Annotated in this window: 16 protein-coding genes; all 16 read left to right on the top strand. The window is 71.2% G+C overall.

Annotated elements, in window-relative coordinates; all coding sequences use genetic code 11:
- Nucleotides 1–12: 12 nt before the first annotated feature.
- The 16 genes from AB0H86_RS24950 to AB0H86_RS24875 all read left to right on the top strand — a co-directional run bounded on the left by AB0H86_RS24950 (nucleotide 13) and on the right by AB0H86_RS24875 (nucleotide 21,450).
- Nucleotides 13–882 carry an isocitrate lyase/phosphoenolpyruvate mutase family protein gene (locus AB0H86_RS24950; RefSeq protein ID WP_362442776.1) on the top strand — a complete coding sequence of 290 codons (870 nt, stop codon included), beginning with the start codon at nucleotides 13–15 and terminating at the stop codon, nucleotides 880–882.
- Nucleotides 879–1,850 (top strand): 3-oxoacyl-ACP synthase, encoded by a 972-nt coding sequence (locus AB0H86_RS24945; RefSeq protein ID WP_362442773.1) that lies wholly within the window; start codon nucleotides 879–881, stop codon nucleotides 1,848–1,850. Before AB0H86_RS24950 ends, AB0H86_RS24945 begins: the two co-directional genes overlap by 4 nt.
- Nucleotides 1,847–4,102 (top strand): iron-containing redox enzyme family protein, encoded by a 2,256-nt coding sequence (locus AB0H86_RS24940; protein WP_362442770.1) that lies wholly within the window; start codon nucleotides 1,847–1,849, stop codon nucleotides 4,100–4,102. Before AB0H86_RS24945 ends, AB0H86_RS24940 begins: the two co-directional genes overlap by 4 nt.
- A 68-nt stretch (nucleotides 4,103–4,170) precedes the next feature.
- Nucleotides 4,171–5,379 (top strand): acyl-CoA dehydrogenase family protein, encoded by a 1,209-nt coding sequence (locus tag AB0H86_RS24935; RefSeq protein ID WP_362442767.1) that lies wholly within the window; start codon nucleotides 4,171–4,173, stop codon nucleotides 5,377–5,379.
- A gap of 41 nt (nucleotides 5,380–5,420) precedes the next feature.
- Nucleotides 5,421–6,554: a cytochrome P450 gene (locus AB0H86_RS24930; protein ID WP_362442764.1), complete on the top strand. Its 1,134-nt coding sequence runs from the start codon at nucleotides 5,421–5,423 to the stop codon at nucleotides 6,552–6,554.
- Nucleotides 6,555–6,645: 91 nt separating this feature from the next.
- The gene (locus tag AB0H86_RS24925; RefSeq protein ID WP_362442761.1) at nucleotides 6,646–7,710 is read left to right on the top strand and encodes a saccharopine dehydrogenase; all 1,065 of its coding nucleotides are present in this window, start codon (nucleotides 6,646–6,648) and stop codon (nucleotides 7,708–7,710) included.
- Nucleotides 7,700–8,905 carry a saccharopine dehydrogenase C-terminal domain-containing protein gene (locus AB0H86_RS24920; protein WP_362442758.1) on the top strand — a complete coding sequence of 402 codons (1,206 nt, stop codon included), beginning with the start codon at nucleotides 7,700–7,702 and terminating at the stop codon, nucleotides 8,903–8,905. Before AB0H86_RS24925 ends, AB0H86_RS24920 begins: the two co-directional genes overlap by 11 nt.
- Before the next feature lie 335 nt (nucleotides 8,906–9,240).
- On the top strand, nucleotides 9,241–10,560 hold the full coding sequence (locus AB0H86_RS24915) for a SidA/IucD/PvdA family monooxygenase (protein WP_362442755.1): 1,320 nt from the start codon (nucleotides 9,241–9,243) through the stop codon (nucleotides 10,558–10,560).
- The gene (locus AB0H86_RS24910) at nucleotides 10,557–11,621 is read left to right on the top strand and encodes an FAD-dependent oxidoreductase (protein ID WP_362442751.1); all 1,065 of its coding nucleotides are present in this window, start codon (nucleotides 10,557–10,559) and stop codon (nucleotides 11,619–11,621) included. Before AB0H86_RS24915 ends, AB0H86_RS24910 begins: the two co-directional genes overlap by 4 nt.
- Before the next feature lie 70 nt (nucleotides 11,622–11,691).
- The gene (locus AB0H86_RS24905; protein ID WP_362442748.1) at nucleotides 11,692–13,965 is read left to right on the top strand and encodes a class I tRNA ligase family protein; all 2,274 of its coding nucleotides are present in this window, start codon (nucleotides 11,692–11,694) and stop codon (nucleotides 13,963–13,965) included.
- Nucleotides 13,962–17,291: an amino acid adenylation domain-containing protein gene (locus AB0H86_RS24900; RefSeq protein WP_362442745.1), complete on the top strand. Its 3,330-nt coding sequence runs from the start codon at nucleotides 13,962–13,964 to the stop codon at nucleotides 17,289–17,291. Before AB0H86_RS24905 ends, AB0H86_RS24900 begins: the two co-directional genes overlap by 4 nt.
- Nucleotides 17,288–18,817: an AMP-binding protein gene (locus AB0H86_RS24895; protein ID WP_362442742.1), complete on the top strand. Its 1,530-nt coding sequence runs from the start codon at nucleotides 17,288–17,290 to the stop codon at nucleotides 18,815–18,817. The genes AB0H86_RS24900 and AB0H86_RS24895 overlap by 4 nt, the downstream gene beginning before the upstream one ends.
- Nucleotides 18,807–19,070 (top strand): acyl carrier protein, encoded by a 264-nt coding sequence (locus AB0H86_RS24890; RefSeq protein WP_362442739.1) that lies wholly within the window; start codon nucleotides 18,807–18,809, stop codon nucleotides 19,068–19,070. The genes AB0H86_RS24895 and AB0H86_RS24890 overlap by 11 nt, the downstream gene beginning before the upstream one ends.
- A 2-nt stretch (nucleotides 19,071–19,072) precedes the next feature.
- On the top strand, nucleotides 19,073–19,687 hold the full coding sequence (locus AB0H86_RS24885) for a GNAT family N-acetyltransferase (protein ID WP_362442736.1): 615 nt from the start codon (nucleotides 19,073–19,075) through the stop codon (nucleotides 19,685–19,687).
- A complete protein-coding gene (locus AB0H86_RS24880) occupies nucleotides 19,684–20,730 on the top strand; it encodes a C45 family peptidase (RefSeq protein ID WP_362442733.1) in 1,047 nt (348 codons plus the stop codon). Before AB0H86_RS24885 ends, AB0H86_RS24880 begins: the two co-directional genes overlap by 4 nt.
- Nucleotides 20,731–20,745: 15 nt before the next feature.
- Entirely contained in the window at nucleotides 20,746–21,450 is a 705-nt protein-coding gene (locus AB0H86_RS24875; protein WP_362442730.1) for a 4'-phosphopantetheinyl transferase superfamily protein, read from the top strand.
- The last annotated feature ends 115 nt before the right edge of the window (nucleotides 21,451–21,565 follow it).

Raw genomic sequence — 21,565 nt, 5'->3', positions numbered from 1 at the left:
GGGGATACGACCATGAGCCAGTCCGCCACCGACCAGTACCGACGGGCCGTCACCTTCCACAGCCTCCATGAGGGCCCCGACCCCTTCGTCGTCCCCAACCCGTGGGACGCGGGCACCGCGCGCGTCCTGACCGGGCTCGGGTTCTCCGCGCTCGCCACCACCGGCGCGGGCCTGGCCCACGGCTGCGGCCTGCCCGACGGCTCTCTCACCCGCGGACACGTCCTCGACAACGCCAGGTCGATCGTCGCCGCGACCACCCTGCCGGTGACCGCGGACCTGGAGAGCGGATTCGGTGACACGCCCGAGGAGGTCGCCGAGACCATCCGGCGCGCCGCCGCCGCGGGCCTGGTCGGCGGCTCGATCGAGGACTCCACCGGCCGCGCAGACGACCCCGTACGTCCTCTGGAGGAGGCCGTCGAGCGGGTGGCCGCCGCCGTAGCCGCCGCCAGGGAGCTCGACTTCCCCTTCACGGTGACCGCGCGGGCCGAGAACTTCTTCCAGGGCAGGCCCGATCTGCCCGACACCATCCGCAGGCTGAAGGCGTACGAGGAAGCCGGCGCCGATGTGCTCTACGCGCCCGCGCTGCCGGACGCCGACGCGATCCGCGCGGTGTGCTCCTCCGTCCAACGCCCGGTCAACGTCCTGATGGGGTCGCCCGCACTGCCGCTGACCGTGGCCGAACTGGGCGCTCTGGGGGTGCGACGGATCAGCGTCGGCTCGGCGCTGTCCCGGGCCGCGCTCGGCGCGGTCGTCCGCGCGGCGACAGAGATCCGTGACCTCGGCACCTTCGGGTTCGGGGCCGAAGCCGTCCCGTACCCCGATGCCAACGCGATGATGGCGCCTGCCCGACCGGCCGGCCCGGAGAGTGATCCCGCACCGTGAATGTCGCACAGGTACATCTGTCCGCCCCCCGCTACGTCATCGGCGAAACCGAGGCCGACCACACCTCGGTCAAGGACCTGCCCCGCAAGGCCCGGGAGTTCGGCATGCCTCCCAAGGCATCGCTGTGGGGCTGGGGCAGCGTCAGGATCACGAAGGAAAGCCTTGAGGCCCTGGCCGTGCGCAGCGGTCTGGCGGCGCTGGAGGCCGCCGGGACCGACCCCGCGTCCGTCGACTGCCTCGTGCTGTGTTCCACCCGTTTCCCCGGCGGCCCGCGTACCCATGGAAAGTTCATGGAGACCGTGATGTCCGGACTCGGCCTGGACAACGCCGCGTTCACCGGCATCACCCTCAACCGCTGCACCAACCTCCTGGTGGGCCTGCGCACCGCACAGGCGCTCGTGGCCGCCGGACACCACCGCAGGGTGCTGGTCGTCACCACCGACCGGATCTCCGACGAAGCGGCGCGGATGGAGAACTTCGCCCTGTTCAGCGACGGCGCCGCCGCCGTCCTGGTGAGCGACGTTCCCCAGGGCCCGGACGCATACGAGATCGTGGCCGGGGCGTCCGCGCAAAACCCCCGGGCGCTGGAGTGGACCAACGAGATCAGCTCGGACCTCGCCCGCGTGGTCAACGAACGCATCCTCGACGCCGCCGACATGAAGATCGGCGACATCGACGGTGTCCTGCACCTCAACCTATACAAGCCCATAGTCGTGCTGAAGGAACGTCAGGCCGGATTCACGAAAGAGCAGTTGTTCCTCGACAACATCCCCCGCATCGGCCACTGCTTCGCCGCCGATCCGCTCATCAACCTCGCGGACCGGGCCACGGCCGGGCAGCTGCGGGACGACGGCCACTACCTGCTGGCGGCAAGCGTGCCCGGCGTCCGGGTCGGCGTGCTGCTGCGCAAGCTGCCGACCGCACCGACAACCGAGGCGGCGGCAACCGAGACCCGGGAGCTTCGATGAACGCACACACCGGATTCCCCCTTCCCGACCTGACCACGTCGCTGCCCCGCGCCCCCTTCCACTTCAGCCCGAAAGCCGCCGAGGAGGCCGCGGCGGTCATCGCCGGGGAACCCGCCGGTGTCTTCCGGCAGTTACTCGGCGACCAGGAGAGCGAGACCACCCTGCTCGTCTCCCGCCGCACCCTGGACACGTTCCTCACCGCCGCGCGGTCGGAGTCGCAGCCCCCGTCGCAGCCGGGCACGGACGCCGACGCCATCGCCGCGTGGGTGGAGCAGACCCGCACCGAGCTCGCGCCGGACCTCATCGCGCTGCGCGAGGCCGCCCCCGAGACGCGCGAACTCGTGCTGCGTCAGCGCGCCCCCCTCGCACTGCTCGGCGGCTGCTGGCTCGACACCGTCTCGCAGGCCGCCACCCAGCCGTCCGTCATCGTGAACCGCCTCTTCGGCCAGTACTTCCTCATGCAGGGTGAGGGCATCCCGCAGCGTGGGCAGCTGGCCCGGCGCCGACGGGCCCTGACCGAACTGGGCGTCCACCTGCCGGAGATCGAGGCCGCGGACTTCCTGCGGCAGGCCTCGGCCCGCCCCCTGACCGTCCTGCACGCCTCCTTCCACCTCGCGCTCTCCCGGCTGCCGGCCTCCTTCCTGCCGGAAGTGATCGGCGTGCACTACGCCATGGCCGCGCTGGGCATCGACGATCTGCTCCTGGGCACCGAGCCGCACCTGCCGGAGGCCGAGGCCCGTACCGTCCTCGCCGACTACCTCTCGCTCGCCGACCAGTCGCCGACCGGGGACGAGGACCGCCGCCGCACGCTCACCGCGATCGCCCTCGTCCTCAGGCTGGAGCGGGAGCACACCGCCCTGCTCACCGAACTGGCCGCCTGGCACGAGGGGCTCTCCCTGGACGCCAGGGTCGCGCAGATCGTGGCCCGCCACGCGCCGTTCGCCGGACGCCAGCACCGCAGCGTCCGCATGGGCGACCGGCGGCTGTCCGACTGGCTCGGCGACGAACCCGTCGACCTGGCCGCGTTCGTCGCCGAATTCCGCGCCTCGCGGCAGCTGAGGCCCGGCCGCGACGGAACCTGCCGGTTCCTGAAGTCCATCAAGTTCGGCGGCCCGATGTTCGGCATCTTCGACGAGCGCGAGGCGGCCACCTTCACGGCATGGGCGCACGCCGTGGAAGCCGGCGAACCCGCCGATCTCGACTTCGCCCCCAACACCGCGGGAGACGACCGGGCCGACGGCTGGGCCCGGGCCCTGCGCGACACCGCATCCGAGGACCTCGATGACATCGTCCTCGAAGACGCCGAAAGCGGTCTGGACGACCGGCAGTTGTTCCACCGCGTCGTCAACGTCGAGCAGTATCCCCACATCCTGGCCGCCGCCCGGGACCGGGCCGAGGCGGGCCTCACCGACGCGGAAGTCCTCTTCACCCACGGCGCCGGCGGACGGCTCACCAACGCCGAGTACTTCGACTACACGCCCGAGGCGCTGATGGAGCGTGTCGAGCGCGTCTACTGGGACAAGCTGGTCGACCCCTACCAGCCGCTCACCGAGATCCCGCACCGCGACGAGGTCATCTTCGAGCAGACCACCTTCGCACTCGGCAGCCTCATCGACGGCAGCTGGGCCCACCGCATCGGCAACCTCGGCCGCAACCACCGGCAGAGCGACGCCATGCTGTTCGGGATCTACGCCGACGAAATGGGCCGCGGCGACGTCACCAAGAACCACATCACGCTCATCCACCAGGTCCTCGCCAGCATGGACATCCACCTGCCGCACATCCGGCAGACGGAATTCCTCGATCAGGGCGACCTCCCCGACCACCTCTACGGGTTCTCCATCCACCAGGTCTGCCTGTCGCTCTTCCCCGACACGCTCTACAACGAGATCCTCGGCTACAACCTGGGCATCGAGATGTTCGGACTGGGGGAGATGCGGCTCCACGAGATACAGAAGCTGCGCCGGCACAACCTCGACGTCTCCTACGAGGAGGCCCATCTGTCGATCGACAACTTCTCCGCCGGACACGCCCGGCAGTCGGCCGACATCATCGTCTCCTACCTCGACGACGTGCGGCGAGGCTCCGGCGAGGCGGCCGTCCAGCAGGAATGGCGCCGAATCTGGCGCGGCTACGCCTCCTTCGCCTACTTCGTCGAGCATCAACTGGTCAAGCAGATCCGGGCACAGGAGCGCACACCGGCGGCTTCGGCGCCCACAGCCCCGCCCGGCGACATCGACCTGCTCATCTGACTTTCCGTGCACGACCACCGCCCCTCCACCCCTCTTTTCCACCCCTCTTTCCAGCACGGAGAACCACCTTGGACCCGAGCACGAGCTTCGACCCGGAAATCCTCGGCCTCCCCTTCTACGACGACCGGCACCGTCGCCTCGCCGACGCCGTCGGCACCTGGTGCGACGACCGCACCGCCCTGTGGGACGAGGTCCGAGCGGAGGAACCGGACAAGGCCGGCCTGCGCCTCGTACGACAACTGGGGGAGGACGGCTGGCTCGCCTTCCTGGATCCCGGCGCCGATCCTGAGGCACAGCCGGGCGACTACCGCACCATCTGCCTCATGCGCGAGGCGCTCGCCTACGCCGAGGACCTCGCCGATTTCGCCTTCTCCATCCAGGCACTGGCCGCGACGCCCCTGATCCGCTTCGGCAACCAGGACCAGAAGCTCCGCTACCTGCCGCGCATGGCGCAGGGCTCGCTCGTGGGCGCCTTCGCGGTCTCCGAGGAACAGGCGGGCTCCGACGTCGCCGCCGTCGGTCTCGCCGCCGAACGCACCGACGACGGCGGCTACGTCCTCAACGGGCACAAGGCCTGGATCGCCAACGGCACCATCGCCGACGTGTACATCGTCATAGCCCGCACCGGCGAAGGCCCCGGCCCGCTGGGACTGACGGCCTTCCTGGTGCCCGCCGACACCCCCGGTGTACGGGTCAGCGGCCGGCCGGTCCCCCTCGCCCCCCGCTCGTTCGCCCACCTCGCCTTCGAGGACTGCCGGGTGCCGGCAGAGGCCGTGCTTGGCAAGCCCGGGAGGGGCTTCGTCATCGCCATGGACCTGCTCGAACGCTTCCGGATGACCGTGGGCGCGGCGGCACTCGGCTTCGCCCGCCGGGCCGCCGACACCGCCCTGGCGCGCGCCCGCACCCGACAGGTCGGCGGGTCCCTGCTCATCGACCACCAACTGACGAAGGCGTCCCTGGCCGACATGGACGTCCAGCTCAACGCGGCCGCCCTGCTGGTGGCCCGGGCCGCCTGGGAGGCCGACCGGGGCAGCCCCCGCTTCGCCCGCCACTCCAGCATCGCCAAGCTCCACGCCACCGAGGAGGCCCAGCGCATCGTCGACACCGCCGTGCAACTGCTCGGCGCCTCGGGTGTCGTCAAGGACAGTGTCACCGAGCGCCTGTACCGGCAGATCCGATCGCTGCGGATCTACGAGGGCACCTCGGAAATCATGCGGTTGACCATCGCGGGCACCCTCGACACACGTCGTGCCGACCGTGCCGCCCGCGACCTCTGACCACTCCAGCCCCGCCGTTGAGCCCACAAGGAGTCCCCCGGGTGACCACCCCGATCGAAGCGGTCCGGCAGCCGGACCCGTACCCCTACTACGCGACGCTGGTGGCCGAGCGTCCGCTGGCGTTCGACGAGGCCGTGGGCGCCTGGGTGGCGTGCGACGCGGCGGCGGTACGAGCCGTGCTGAGCGCCACCGCCCTGCGGGTGCGCCCGCCCGCCGAGCCGGTGCCCGCCGGAATCGCCGGGACCTCCGCCGGCGAGGTCTTCGGCGACCTGGTGCGGATGACCGACGGTGAACCGCAGCACCGCCTGAAGGCCGTGGTCGTCGACGCCCTCGGGCATGTCGACACGGTGCGCGCGGCCCAGCTGGCCGCCGAACGGACTCGCGACGCCCTTGCGGCAGGCGGCCGGCCGCCGTTCGAGGAGCTGATGTTCGGTGTGCCCGCCCGGGTCGTGGCGGCGCTCTGCGGGCTCGACCAGGGGGCGGACGCCGAAGCCGCCAGGCTCATCGGCGACTTCGTCCAGTGCATCCCCGCCTCCGCCACCCCCGAGCAGCAGAAGGCCGCGGCGCTCGCGGCCGGCCGGATCCAGGAGCTGCTGGGTCCCGGCATCGAGCGGGGGGAGGACGGCACTGGCCTGCTCGCCGACCTCGTACGGGCCGCGCGCCATGCCTCCTGGTCACGTACCGCGCCGCTGCTGTCCAACGCGGTCGGCTTCCTGTCCCAGACCTACGACGCCACGGCCGGCCTGATCGGCAACACCCTGGTGGCGCTGGCTCGCGGTGCGCGGCTGCCGTCCGGCCTCGCCGACGCCGAGGCGTTCGTCCGCGAGGTGGTACGCCACGACGCGCCGATCCAGAACACCCGCCGCTTCGCCGCCGAGCCGTTCCGCCACGGCGAGGCCGAGATCTCCCCGGGCGAGCAGGTGCTGGTGGTCCTCGCCGCCGCCAACCGCGACCCGGCTGTCAACCCCGATCCGCACGCCTTTTCGCCCGGCCGTCCGGACCCGGCGGTCTTCACCTTCGGCGCCGCGGCCCACCGCTGCCCCGGGCAGACCCTGGCCGTCACCGTGGCGGTCGCGGTCGTCCGCGAGCTGCTCGCGGCAGGTTTCGACCCGGCTCAGCTGCCGGGCGAGGTGACGTACCGGCCGTTGGCCAACGCCCGTATTCCCGTGCTCTAGCCCTCGCACGACCCACGCACAGCAATCCCTCGAAGAGATCCCCCCGAAGAGATTGCTCGAAGAGATTCCTCGAAGAGAGAGTACGAAGCCGATGTCGGACAGGCCACGCTTGTGGATGCGGCACGAGTCCCGTGCCGGTGAGCGCCGGGCACCGCTCGTCCCCGAGGACGCCGCGCGGCTCGTCGCGCAGGGCGTCGAGATCACCGTAGAGGAGGCGCCGCAGCGCGCCTTCCCCCTCGCGGACTACGTCGCGGCCGGCTGCCGCACCGCGCCGGCCGGCAGCTGGACCGATGCCCCGCGAGACCACTACATCCTGGGCCTGAAGGAACTGCCCGCCGAACCCGGGCGCCTGGTTCACCGCCACATCTATTTCGGCCATGCCTACAAGGGCCAGAGCGGTGCCCAGGAGCTGCTCGGCCGGTTCACGCCCGACGGCGGAGCGCTGCTGGACCTGGAATACCTGACGGACGACGACGGCCGGCGGGTGGCCGCGTTCGGGTACTGGGCCGGCTACGTCGGCGCGGCACTGGCCGTGCTCCACCACCGCGGGCTGCTCCAGGCCCCACTGCACCCGTCGGACCGCGCCGCACTGGACGCCCGGCTCGCCGCCACCCGATCACCGGCGGGCGAGAGGGCCCTGGTGATCGGTGCGCTCGGCCGCTGCGGCCGCGGCGCCTGCGACGCCCTGGAGACGGCGGGCGTCACTCCCACCCGCTGGGACGTGGCGGAGACGCGCGCCCTGGACCGGACGGCGCTGCTCGACCACGACATCCTTGTCAACACCGTGCTCACCACACGGCCCATACCGCCCTTCCTCACCTCCGCGGACCTCGACGACCCCGGGCGGCGCCTGTCGACCATCGCGGATGTCACCTGCGACGTCACCTCCGAGTGCAACGTCCTGCCGGTCTACGACGAGATCACCGACTGGGAGCACCCGGTCCGGCGGCTGCGCGAAGGCGCACGGCCGGCCGACCTCATCGCCATCGACAACCTGCCCTCGCTGCTGCCCGTGGAAGCCAGCCGTGCCTTTTCGGCCGAGCTGTACCCCCAGCTGCTGCGACTGAACGACGCCGGCACGGCCTGGGAGCGCGCGCTGCTGGCCTTCGAGACCGCGGCCGCCACCAACCTCAAGGGGAGCACCCGTGCCCGTTAGCCGAAACACCACCGAGGCGCCCGCGCCGGCCCCCGCGAGCGGCACCGTCCACTGGATCGGCACCGGCCTGTCCACCGGCTCGTCCGGCCTCGGCCTGTTGTGCGACCGGGCTGAGCGCGTGGTGCTGTGGGACCGTACCGCCGAACGCGCCGCCGACCGCCTGACCGCACTGGGCCTGGCCGGCCGCGCCGAGGCCCGCGCGCTCACGGACGACGCCCTCCAGGACGCGGTCGGCGCCGGCGACGTGATCGTCTCCATGCTGCCCGCCGCCGAACACCCCCGCCTGTTGCGCCTGGCCCTCGACCGCAGGGCCCACTTCGCCTGCACCAGCTACGTCTCCGACGCCCTCACCGAACAGGCCGCGGCCGCGGCGGACGCCGGCGTCGTGGTGCTCACCGAGGCCGGACTCGACCCGGGCATCGACCACCTGATGGCCCACCAGCTCGTCGAACGCGCTCGCGCGGCGGTCGGCGACACGGCCGAGTCGGTCGACTTCACCTCCTACTGCGGTGGCATTCCCGCCGTTCCCAACGACTTCCGCTACCGCTTCAGTTGGGCGCCCTACGGTGTCCTGGCCGCCCTCGGCTCCCCGGCCCGCAATATCGACGAGGGCGTGGAGCGCACCGTGGCCCGCCCCTGGGAGGCCTCTCGCAATCACCGCCTCGGTGGCGAGGACTTCGAGGTCTACCCCAACCGCGACAGCCTGCCGTTCGTGGCCCAGTACGGCGTGCCGGAAGGCTGGCGACTGCGCACCTTCGTCCGCGGCACCCTGCGCAACGCGGGCTGGCGCAAGGCCTGGAGCGACGTCTTCACCACCGTGAGCACCGGCGACCAGGAGCAGATCCGCTCCCTGGCGAAGGAGCTGGCCGCCCGCTATCCCACCACCGACGCCGACCGCGACCGCGTCGTGCTGTCCGTCGCGCTCGACGTCCGTGCCACCGGCGGCGTGCGCTGGCAGGGTTCCTGCCTGCTGGACCTGACCGGCGACGAGGCCGAGAGCGCCATGGCGCGCTGCGTGTCCCTGCCGCTCGCCTTCGGTGTCACGCGGATGCTGGCCGGGGCGTTGCCCGCCGGCCTGAACCGCGCCGCGGAGTCCGCAGACGAGGCCGCCCACTGGCTGGAGTTCCTGGACGGAGCCGGGCTGCACTGCGCATTCACCGACGGCGCCGTCGCCCCCGGCGGAGAGGAGGAGTGACCGCGGGAAACCCGGCGGCCCGGCGGTGTTCGACCGCCGGGCGGGCGTGGGCGCGGAAAACCTGAGATCCCGCCGCGTCGCCGGCTTCCAGTCCGTGGTCGTAGCCACCGCTGGTGCCGGTCAGGACCGCGGCGGCCCTCGGTCCTGACCGAGACGACAAGGGCCTGAATCGCCCGGCTCACCTTCGACACCCCGCCCGTCAGGGGTCTTGGCCCACACCCTCAACAGCAGTCAGGCATGCCCTTTGCCGATCGATTCGTCATGTTTTACGCCCAATATTCAGTACGTCCTGAGTCGGCATGCCGCCGGCACCTGTCCGAAGGAGAGATCCGACCATGGGGTACGAGAAAACCACGCCTGACTCCACGCACTACCGCTGCTTGGGAATCGGCGTAGGACCCGCCAACCTGAGCCTCGCGTCACTGCTGCACAGCCGTACAGAGGTGCGCAACCTCTTCATCGACCGCAAGCCGTCCTTCGGCTGGCACGACGGCCAGCAGATACCCGGCACGACCCTGCAGGTCTCCATGTTCAAGGACCTGGTCTCGCTCTCCGACCCCAAGTCCCCGTTCTCCTTCCTGTCCTATCTGCACGAGCAGGGCCGGGTCTACCACTTCCTCAACGCCCAGTTCGACGACGTGCCGCGCCTGGAGTTCCGCAACTACCTCGCCTGGGCGAGCCAGCGCAACGAGAACATCGTCTTCGGCGAGACGGTCAAGGAGGTCGGCTTCGACGGTGTCTTCACCGTCCGCACCGACCGCCGCACCGTCACCGCCGACAACGTCGTGGTCGGTGTGGGAAACCAGCCCTGGGTGCCGGAGCAGGGACGCGGCCACCTCGGCGCCACCCAGTTCCACGTCAACGACTTCATGACCTCGGCACAGAACCTGGGCGGCAAGCGGGTCGTGGTGGTCGGCGGCGGCCAGTCCGGCGCCGAGGCGTTCTCGGACCTGATCGCCCGCTCCGGCGCCGAACTGCCGCGCCGGGTCTCCTGGATATCGCGACGCCGCAACTACTTCCCCATCGACGACTCGCCGTTCACCAACGACTACTACATGCCCGACCACTCCGACTACTTCTACAACCTGGGTACCGACGTCCGCGCCGCGTTCAACGCCCAGCACATCCTCACCAGCGACGGCATCTCCGAGTCCACCCTGCGCGACATCTACCAGCGCATCTACGTCCACCGCTTCGTGGAGGGCAACCCCGACCTGGTCGGGCTGCATCCCAACCGCGAGGTCGTCGGCGTCGAGGCCGATGCGGCGGGCGGCTGGGACATCACCGTCCGGCACAACGACGAGCCCGGAGCCCGGGAGCACTTCGAGGCGGACGTCGTCGTATGGGCCACCGGATTCCGGCCGGCCGCCATGGACTTCCTCGCTCCGATCGCCGACCGCCTCGAACGCGACGGCGACGAACTGCGCATCGACGAGGACTACGCGGTGCGCTGGGACGGCCCGGCCGACCGCAGCGTCTTCGTGCAGAACGCCGCCCGGGGCCAGCGCGGCCTCGCCGACCCCAACCTCAGCCTCAACGCCTGGCGCAGCCAGCGCATCGCCGACCGGCTGTCCGGCGTGCGCAGCGACGAGCAGCTGGCGTCCTTCATCGAATGGTCGACCAAGACCGGCGCCAAGACCCCGTGGGGGGCATGATGACGGCGCGGCAGTCCGACCATGACTACGCGGTGGTCGGCGGCGGAGTGCTCGGCTGCCTGATCACCCGGGAGATCCTCGCCCGCGACCCGCACGCCTCCGTGGCCCTGCTGGAGCGGGACGCCATCGGCAGCGGCGCCACCCGCCGCTCGGCCGGCCTGCACTTCCCGCGCGGCTCCACACCACGCGTCCGCCGCATGGCCTCGTACAGCCAGCAGTGGTACGCGGCACTCAAGGGCGCCCGCCCGGAACTGCCCGTGCACAGTCTGCGGATGACGGTCGTCGCCCCCACCACGGACGAGACCCGGCTGCGCGGCACCTACCTGCCCGAGGCGAACCTCCGGCCCGCGGCCGCACTCCCTGCGGCCGTCGCCGCGCTGCCCGACGGCATGAGCGCCTGGGAGGGCGACGGCTGCCAGTACGCGGACGTCCACGCCCTCAGCCAGATCCTGGCCCGCGAGCTGCGCCCGAACGCCAAGTTCCGTGAAGGCACTCAGGTCACCGGCGTGACCCCGGTGGCGGACGGGGTACGCCTGGACCTCGGCACCGGTGACGCGCTCACCGCCGGGCACGTCGTCCTCGCCCCCGGCCCCTGGCTGGCGGCCCCCGCCTGGAAGGAACTCGTATCCCCGCTCGGAGCCCGGGTGAAGAAGGTCGTGGCCCTGCACATCGAGACTCCGCCGACCGCCGACGACGAGGCCATCGTCTTCCAGGACGAGGACGCCTTCCTGCTGCCGTACCACGAGCGCGGCCACTGGCTGTTCAGCTACACCTGCCAGGAGTGGGACGTCGACCCCGACACGCTGCCGGCCAGCCTGTCGCCCGCCGATCGTGGCGAGGCCCTCGCCACACTGCGCCGGTACGCCCCCCACCTGGTGGAGCACTGCGCCTCCGGCCGCGTCTTCTGCGACGCGTACGGGCCCGACTTCGAGCCGCTGGTCCGCGCGCTCACCGATGACGGGCGTGTGGTCTTCGCGGGCGCCGCCAACGGCTCCGGCTACCGACTGGGCCCCGCCATCGCGGCGGAGACCGCCGAGCTGCTCCCTCTTCCGTCCCAGTGAAGTCCTCCTGAAGTCCCCTGAAGTCCCCTGAAGTCCCACTGAAGCTTCCGTCCCAGCGAAAGGACGCGGCGTGATCATCAACACGTACGACGACACCGCACTCTCCGAGGCCTTCGGCATCGACATGAGCAGCATCGAGGGCCTCGGCACGGGCGCCGGCTGGGGACGTGTCGCCCCCGGCCGGGCCTCCGACAGCCATCAGCACGACGAGACCGAGTTCTTCGTGATCGTCGCGGGCCGTGGCGAGTTCATCGTCGACGGGCGGCGCCACCCGGCCGCCCCCGGCACGGTGGCGCTCTTCGAGCCCTTCGAGTCCCACGTCCTGGAGAACACCGGCGACGAGGATCTCGTCTTCCTCACCCAGTACTGGCGCGACGCCGGACGCGCCCTGGCCTCCGCGCACAACACCGAGCGCAAGTCCTTCGGCGAGCGGCCGGTCTTCGTCTTCTCCACCCCGCCCACCCCCAACGGCGATCTCCACCTCGGCCACCTCTCCGGCCCCTACCTCGGTGCCGACGTCTTCGTCCGGCACCAGCGGATGAACGGCACCAACGCCTGGCACCTGACCGGCAGCGACGACTACCAGAGCTATGTGCCGGCCGCCGCCCGCGCCGAGGGCCGCGAACCCGCCGAGACCGCGGCTCACTACAGCGCCGAGATAGCCGCGACCCTCGCGCTGATGGACATCACGCCCGACCAGTACACCGTCACCAACGACGACCCCGACTACCGGGGCGGGCTGAAGGACTTCTTCTCCCGTGTCGTCTCCTCCGGCACGGTCGAGGTCACCGAGGCCGACGCGCTCTTCGACGCGGAGAGCGGCCAGTACCTCTACGAGGTCGACGTCAAGGGCCGCTGCCCCGGCTGCGGTTCGGGCACCAGCGGCAATATCTGCGAGGAGTGCGGCGAGCCCAACACCGTCACGGATCTCGCCGAGCCCGCCTCCACCGCTTCGGCCGCGGCCCCCCGTCGCGGCCCGATGGCCCGGTGGATGCTGCCCCTGCACACCTTTCAGGGCGACATCGCCGCCCACCACCACCTCGGCCGGGTCCCGGCGCGACTGCGGGAACTCGCCGACCGGCTCTTCAGCCGCCCGAGTTTGAACATCCCCCTCACCCACCCCTCCTCCTGGGGCGTCCCCCCGGCTGAGAAGGACGTGGACGGCCAGGTCATCTGGGTGTGGCCGGAGATGTCGTACGGCTTCCTGCACGGCATCCAGGCTCTCGGCTCCCGCCTGGGCGAGAACTGGCATGCGGCCGAGCCCCGTCAGGACTGGAAGATCGTCCACTTCTTCGGCTACGACAACAGCTTCTACCACTCGGTGCTCTACCCGGCCCTGTACCGGCTCGCGTTCCCGGGCTGGACACCGGACATCGACTACCACGTCAACGAGTTCTACCTGCTGGAAGGCAGCAAGTTCTCCACCAGCCGGCGGCACGCCGTCTGGGGCAAGGACATCCTCAGCCCCGAATCCGTCGACTCCGTCCGGTACTTCCTCGCCGCCACCCGTCCCGAGGGGACGCGCACCAACTTCCAGCGCGCGGCCTACGAGTCGGCCCTGACCGACACCCTCATCGGCACCTGGCAGACCTGGCTGAACGACCTCGGCTCGCGGATCGCCAAGCACTACGGAGGCACGGCCCCGGACGCCGGCAACTGGACACCCGAGCACTCCGCCTTCCTCGGGCGGCTCGGCGCCCGCCTCGCCGCGGTCACCGGCGCCCTGAGCTCCGACGGCTTCTCCCTCAACCAGGCCGCCGCCGAACTCGACGGCATCGTGAGAGACACCCTGCGCTTCACCCGCCAGGAGTCGCTCCTCGCCGACACCGCGGGCTGGGAGAACGAGGCCCGTACCGCCATAGCCCTGGAACTGGCCGCCGCCCGCCTCCTCGCCCACGCCGCGGCCCCCGTCATGCCGCGCTTCGCCGCGCACCTTGCCGACACGCTCGGCATGCCCGAGCCGGGCACCTGGCCGCGCACCGTCGAACTCGTCGCCCCCGGCAGCGGGATCAGCCTCGCGGACGCCGTCTTCTTCCGCCCGACGCCGATCCCGGCGGCCGCCAGCCCGACCGGCCCGCGGCTGGCGCCGTGGCTGAGCGGCCTCGTGCGGGCCGTGCTCCAGCTCCCTGACGACGAGGTGGTCCGCGACCGCAGCCTCAGCCAGCTGAACACCAGCTCCCTGCAGGCAGTCACCCTCCAGTACCAGGTCCTCGAAGCCCTCGACGTGGACGTCAGCGTCGAGGAACTCCTCGGCAGCCACGACATCGACACCCTCGCCACGATCATCGAGGAGCGCGCCGAGCCCGCAGCCGTGGAACCGCTCGCGGAGGCGAACGTCCGATGAGCTACCGCGAGGTGTTGCACGAGATCGAAACCCGCGGCCTGTCCGTCGCCCTGTCCGGCAACGACCTGCGGCTCCAGGGCGGCCGCGAGCGCATGGACCCCGCGTTCATCGCCCGGATCAAGAGCGTGAAGGACGAACTGATCGCCCACCTCGCCGAGGAGGAGCGACACGGGCCGGGCTTCCCGCTCACCAATCTCCAGCGCGCCTATCTGCTGGGCCGCAGCGGCATCTTCGAGATCGGCGACGTGGCCAGCCACGTCTATCACGAGATCGAAGGCGTGTGGGACGTCGATCGCCTGGAGTCAGCGCTGGAAGCGGTCGTGGACGCGCACAGCGGCCTGCGCTCCCGCTTCGTCGGCGACGACCGTCAGATCACCGAGTTCCGCCAGTACCGACCCCGGATCCCCCGTCTCGACCTGCGCCGGGAGAGCCCCGAGGAACAGCGCCGGATCCGCCGCGAACTGCGCGAGCAACGCTCTCACCGGGTGCTCGCCGCCGACCAGGTGCCGCTGATCGCCGCCGAGGTGACCATCCTCGCCGACGACCGCATGGTCCTCCACGTCAGCCACGACGGGCTGATCATGGATGGCATCAGCATGTTCCTGTTCTTCCACGCATGGTGGCAGCGCTACCGCGACGGCACCGACGAGGGCGCGCCCAACGAGCTGCCGTACGCGGAGTACGTCGCGGCGCTGGAGTCCGCCCGCGACCGGGCCCCCGCCCACCGCTCGCGCCAGTACTGGCTCGGGCGGGTCGACGACCTCGCCCCGCACCCGGACCTGCCGCTGCGCACCAGCCCGTCCGCGCTGACCCACACCCGCTTCTCCCAGCGACAGGTACGCCTGGACGAACGGGCGTGGACCGCGCTGAAGGAGCGGGCCTCCCACGCGGGACTCACCCCCTCGGCGCTGCTGCTCGCCGCCTACGCCGAGACGCTGGCCACCTGGGGCGGCGGCCCGCGGTTCACCATCAACACCACGGTGGCCAACCGCCCGCCCATACACCCCCGGGTCTTCCAGGCCATCGGCAGTTTCTCCGACACCATGCTCGTCGAGATCGAGGTCGACCGGGCCCGCACCTTCGAGGAGCGGGCCCGCGCCCTGCAGACCCGGCTGCGGCGCGACCTCGACCACCGGCACTTCTCCGGCAGCGACGTCATGCAGGAACTGGCGCGGCGGCGCGGCGGCGTGGCCGGCGCCCGGATGCCGTTCACGTTCAACAGCGCGATCGGTCATGTGGGCGGCGACATCGACGGCTCCGCGCTGGAGCTGTTCGGGCCGGAGGTGTTCACCGTCAGCCAGACCCCCCAGGTGTGGCTCAACGCGTTCGCGATGGAACAGCACGGCGGGCTCGTCGTCCAACTCGACGGCGTCGACGAGCTGTTCCCCGAGGGCCTGCTCGACGACCTCGCCCAGGGCTACCGCACGCTCCTCGACACGCTCATCGACGAGGCCGCCTGGCAGCGCAACACCTTCGACCTGCTGCCCGAGGCCCAGCGTGAGCGGCGCCGCGAGGCCAACGACACCGCCGCGCCCCTGCCCGAGACCATGCTGGGCGACGCGATCCGAGCCCAGGCCGAACGCACCCCGGACGCGCCCGCCGTCATCACCTCAGGACGGCAGGTCAGCTACGGCGAACTGCTGCGTCGCGCCACCGCGGCGGCAGCCCGGCTGCGCGCGGGGAACGTCGGCCGCAACGAGCTGGTCGGCCTGGTGATGAGCCGGGGGCCCGAGCAGATCGTCGGCATCCTCGCCACCGCGCTGGCAGGCGCCGCCTATCTGCCCGTCGACGCGGCGCTGCCCGCCGAGCGGCAGAACTACATGCTGCGCGACGGCCGGGTACGCCACGTGCTCACCAACACCGGCTGGCAGGACACCGAGGGCGAACGGCGGGTACTGCACCTCGACATCACCGACGCCGCCGAGGTCACCGACGGGACGGCGGACCTGCCGGGCCCGCTGCCGGGGGCCGGCCCCGACGACCTCGCCTATGTGCTCTACACCTCCGGCACCACGGGTGAGCCCAAGGGCGTCATGGTCAGCCACCGCAATGTCACCAACGTCGTGGCCGACTGCCACCAGCGATTCGGTATCGCGCCCGAAGACCGGTTCTTCGCCATCAGCGCGTTCAACTTCGACCTGTCGGTGTGGGACGTCTTCGGCGCGCTGTCGGCCGGCGCGGCCCTGGTGATGCCCGACCGGGACCGAGCCGTCGACCCCGCCCACTGGCTGGAACTGTGCGAGAGCGCCGGGGTCACCGTCTGGAACTCGGTGCCCGCCATCGTCTCCCTGCTGCACGACCAGGCGGTCGCCGACGGCACCGTCCCGCCCGCGCTGCGCCTGGTGATGATGAGCGGCGACCGCGTCCCGCCGGCCCTGCCGGCCGCGCTGCGCCGGCTCAAGCCCGACGTGGATGTGATCTCGCTCGGCGGGCCCACCGAGACGACGATCTGGAACATCCTGCACCCCGTCGGCAAGGACGAGGACGGCAGCGAGTCCATTCCCTACGGCCGCCCGAACGCCAACAACCGCGCCTATGTGGTCGACCGGGACGGGCTGGACTGTCCCGACTGGGTGACCGGCGAGATCTGCGCGGCTGGTGCCGGCCTGGCCCGCGGCTACTGGGGCGACGAGGCGCGCACCTCCGAGCGGTTCCGCCACGACGGCCGCCGCGGCGAACGCCTCTACCGCACCGGAGACCTGGGCCGCTATCTGCCCGACGGCAGTATCGCGATCCTGGGCCGCAGTGACTTCCAGATCAAGGTCAACGGCTACCGCATCGAGGCCGGCGAGGTCGAGACCCGGCTGGTCGCCGTCGACGCCGTGGCCAAGGCCGTCGTCGCCGGTCGCCCCGGCGCCCAGGGCGACCGCCTGGTGGCCCACCTGGTGCCGGCCGGCGAGCGGCGGCCCGGCGTCGCCGAACTGCGCGACGCCCTGCGCCGCGACCTGCCCGACTACATGGTCCCCACAGCCGTGATCTGGCACGAGGAACTGCCGCTGACCAAGAACGGCAAGGTCGACAGGGGCAAGCTCGCCGACGTCCCGGTCGAGGACACGGCGCGTGCCGCCGACGCGCCGGGCGGCGGCGAACCCGCGACGGACACCGAGAAGGCCCTCGTCGAGATCTGGTCCCAGGTGCTGCGCGGCGCACAGGTCGGCGTCCACGACAGCCTGGGCGCTCTCGGCGGCGACTCCATCGCGGCCGCCCGCATCCTCACCGCCGTCCGCAAGCGGTTCGGCGTCACCATCCCGCTCGACATGTTCGCCGACATGGACACCGTCAGGGCGATGGCCACCGCCCTCACCCCCCGACAGGAGGACCAGTGACCGACCACTCGACGATCCAACACGTCGTCACCCACGCACCGGTCGGCGGCCGCATCGCCTTCGCCCGGCTCGACGGCACGCACAGCGTCGACCTGCCGGAGCTGTACGCGATGGCCGGCCGGCTGGCCCGACGGCTGCGGGCCCGCGGTATCGGACCGGGCGACCGGATCGGCATCCTGGCCGCCAACAGCCTGGAGTGGGTGCTGCTCGACCTCGCCGCACTGCTCCTGAAGGCCGAGACGGCAGGTTTTGAACCCGGAAAGTTCGACCCCGACGACCGGCTCACCGAGCGCTACGGCGTCACGCTGCTGTTCACCGACCGGGAGACGCACGCCCCCAAAACCGTGCCGATCAGCGAGGTCCGCGCTCTCGCCGAGGAACCGGACGACGCGGACACCGAGCCGCTGCCCGCGGTCACCTGGGCACCGCGCGACGTGACGACCATCAAGTTCACCTCGGGCAGCACCGGTGCCCCCAAGGGCCTGGCCGCGACCGTCGGCAGCATCGACAGCTCACTGTCCGCGGTGCAGGAGCTCTTCGAACACAAGCCGGGGGACGACCTGTTCGTCTTCCTGCCGCTGTCACTGCTCCAGCAGCGCTACTGGATCTACTCCGCGCTCGTCCACGGCCACGACGTCACCATCAGCACCTACGAGGCGGCCTTCGCGGCGCTGCGCCGCACCCGGCCCACCGTCGTCATGGGCGTACCCGCCTTCTACGAGACGGCCAAGCGCCAGATCGAGGCACGGCTGCGCCGCTCGGACGGCACCCAGACCCTCGAACAGGCCGCCGCCCGCATGTTCGGCGACCGCATCCGCTACCTGTGGACCGGCTCCGCGCCCGCCGCCGCGACGACGCTGAACTTCTTCACCGAGGCCGGGCTGCCCATCTACGAGGGCTACGGGCTCAACGAAACCTGCATCGTCACCAAGAACCACCCGGGCGCCAGCCGTGCGGGCAGCGTCGGCCAGGTTCTGCGGGGCAAGGAGGTGCTGGTCGGAGAGGACGGCGTCATCAGCGTCCGCAGCGATCACCCCGTGGGCTACGGCTACACGTACGCCGCCCCCGGCGACTCCGAGCGGGTCTTCGGCCCCGACGGCACCGTACGCACCGGTGACCTCGGGTACGTCGACGACGACGGCTTCCTCTTCATCCGTGGCCGGGCCGACGACGTCATCGTCCTGGACAACGGCAAGAAGGTCGTCGTCCGGCCGATCGAGGAGAGCATGCGCACCAGCCCGGCCATCACCGAGTGCGTCCTGTTCTGCCCCACGCAGACCGACCTGGTCGCCGTCGTCTCCCCGGCCGACGTACCCGCCGACCGCGACGCCATCACGGCCCAACTCGCCCTGACCAACGCCTCGTTGACCAAGGACGAACAGATCAGCAGGGTGGTCGTCACCGAGACTCCGTTCAGCATCGAAGGCGGCCTGCTCACCTCCCAGTACAAGCCGAAACGCAAGCAGATCCTTGAGGCCTACCGGGCCGAGATCCACAACAGCAAGGAAGGCATCCATGCGGTCTGACATCGAAAGCGCGGCCAGGGACAATCTCTCCGCGGTGCTCAACCCGCCCGTCGGCGCCGACGACCTCGACCTCGACGCGGACATGGCCGGCACCTACGGCCTCACCTCCCTCAACAAGGTCCTCTTCCTGACCGAGGTGTGCGAGGCGACCGACGTCGACCTCGCCAACTTCACCGAACACGATCTCGCCGAGATGAACACCCTGCGCAGCGTCGCCGAGGCGCTGACCCGACACACGAACAAGGTGGCCTGACCATGACCTGGGCACAGAACGCGGCAGCGGTCCTGGAGAACGAACACGTCCTGCTGCGACCGGTCACCGAGGCGGACCGTGAGAACGTACGGGCCGTGGCCATGGACCCCGACATCTGGCGCTACTTCGTCTCCGCCGTGGAGACCGACGCCGACTTCGAGACGTTCTTCGACACCTGCCTCGCCGACCAGGCGGCCGGCCGCCGCGTCGTCTACGTCATCACCGACAAGGCGAGCGGCCGCGTCGCGGGCAGCATGAGCTACGGCAACATGGCCGAGGCCGACGCCCGCCTGGAGATCGGCTGGTCCTGGCTGGGCCGTGACTTCCGAGGCCGCGGCATCAACCGCTGGGCCAAATACCTGCTGCTGGAACACGCCTTCGACACGCTCGGTGCCGAGCGGGTCGAGTTCAAGACCGACATCCTCAACACCCAGGCCCGTCGCGGCCTGCGCAACATCGGGGCTGTCGAGGAAGGCACCCTGCGCAGCTTCAACTACATGCCCGGCGGCCGCCGCCGCGACGCGATCTTCTACAGCGTGCTGCGCGCCGAATGGCCGCGCGTGCAGCAGGAGCTCGCCACCAAGCCGAAGGTCTCCCAGCTGGACACCGTCGGATGACCGCCGGCGGGGGCATACCCTTCATCCGCGCGTCCGGTGACCCCTTCGCTGTCGGACGCGCTCATGGCGAGGCCCTCGCCGGTCCGCTGCGTACGTTCCTCGACGACTCGCTGTGCCGCCTGAACAAGGTCATGCCGGAGCCGGTCACCCAGGACGCACTGCTGCCGTCGATCGCCGCCTACCGGGCGGCGGTCGCGGCGGCCCTGCCGGACCAGGCGGAGGAGATCGCGGGCCTCGCGTCCGGCGCCCGGATCACCGAGGACGAGGCGTGGCTGCTCCAGTTGCGCCGGGAGATCATGGGCTATCGCAAGGTGCCGACCGCGGGCGACTGCACGACGTACGCCCGTACTGCCCGCAGCTCTCCGGTGCTCGCGCAGACCATCGACCTCAACGGCGACCTCGACGACTACATCGGCGTCCTGGAGATCGCCCGCGGTGACTCGGCACGCCGCTCGCTCGTCCTCAGCTTCGGTGGCCTGCTCGGCTATCTGGGCCTCAACAGCGACGGCCTCGCGGTCGGCCTCAACCTGGTCCTGGGCGGCGAGTGGCGCCCAGGGGTGCCGCCCTACCTCGCGATCCGTCATCTCCTGGACACGGCACGGGACGTCACCGAGGCCCTGGAGATCCTGCGCACCCTGCCGCTCGCCAGCTCCCGCACGCTCGTGCTGTGCGACCGGGACCGCGCCGTCTGCGTGGAGGTCCTCGGGGACGAGCTCAGGACCATCGAGGACACGGAGGTGGCCCACACGAACCACTTCCTGCACCCCGATTTCGTACCGGGTGACGAGATCAACGTCTTCGCCCGCAATTCGTCGGTCCGCAGGCTGAAGGCGGCCACGGCCGGACTCGGCGAACTGCCCCCCGGCGCAGGCCCGGAGGAGCACTTCGCCCTGTTGTCACAGTCCCCGATCCGCGTACCGGACCGGGGAGACATCCGCGCCGAACGCACCGTCGCCGCCGTCGTTCTGCTGCCCGATCGCGGTGAGCTGCACGTACGCCCCGGGGATCCGGCGCTGTCACGGACACAGGTCTTCAGCCTGTAGGGAGGGAGCGGTCGCGTGCGGACGTGGCTGGTGGACCTGGACGCGAACGAACCGGACTGGGCAGATGAGGGTGCCCTCACGGAGGCGGAGCGGCGGCGCGGCGCCCAGTTCGCGCACCCGCTCCCGGCACGCCGTTTCCTGCGTTCCCGGCTGGCCGTGCGCCATCTTCTGGGGGAGCGGCTGCGCGTTCCGCCGGCTGGGCTGCGCATCGCGTATCTGCCGGGCGGCAAGCCGTATCTGCCGGACCACGCGGGGCTGCACATCAGCTGGTCGCGTTCGGAGGGCCTGCTGCTGCTCGGAGCGTCCGACAGCGGGCCCCTCGGCGTGGACATCGAGAGGCAGCGTCCGGTGCCGAGTCCCCTGGACGTTCTCGCCACCGTCTATCCCCATCTTCCGACCGCCGCCGACCCCAAGTCGTTCCTCCCCGCGTGGACGCTCCTGGAGGCGGCGGTCAAGGCGACGGGCCGCGGCCTGTCCCGCGGCGCCCGAGATGTCGACCTTCTCTTCGAACCCACTGGTGAGGTCGCCCTGCGCGGCATCCGCGGCCAGGGCCCGGACACCTGGACCGGCCGCACGGACGCGCTGCCCGCTCGGGGCGGCGCACCCGCGGCTGTCATCGCCGTCGTGGTTCAGGGCGAGGCGACCAGGCCGATCGAGCCCTGCGTCAGTCCGGCCGCCCGGCATGAACTGTGCGGGCATCCAGCCACACCACATCGCTGACTCTCCGGATTCTGATCCTGCGCCGGCAGTTCCTCGACTCGGCGCTGCAGCTCCACTTCCAGCGCCACCGTCGAGCCGTGAAGCTCGACGTCCCGGCCATCGGCATCCTGCCGAA

The sequence above is a fragment of the Streptomyces sp. NPDC050997 genome, assembly GCF_040660135.1.
Lineage (GTDB): Bacteria > Actinomycetota > Actinomycetes > Streptomycetales > Streptomycetaceae > Streptomyces.
This window is presented reverse-complemented; position numbering and strand designations above follow the sequence as displayed.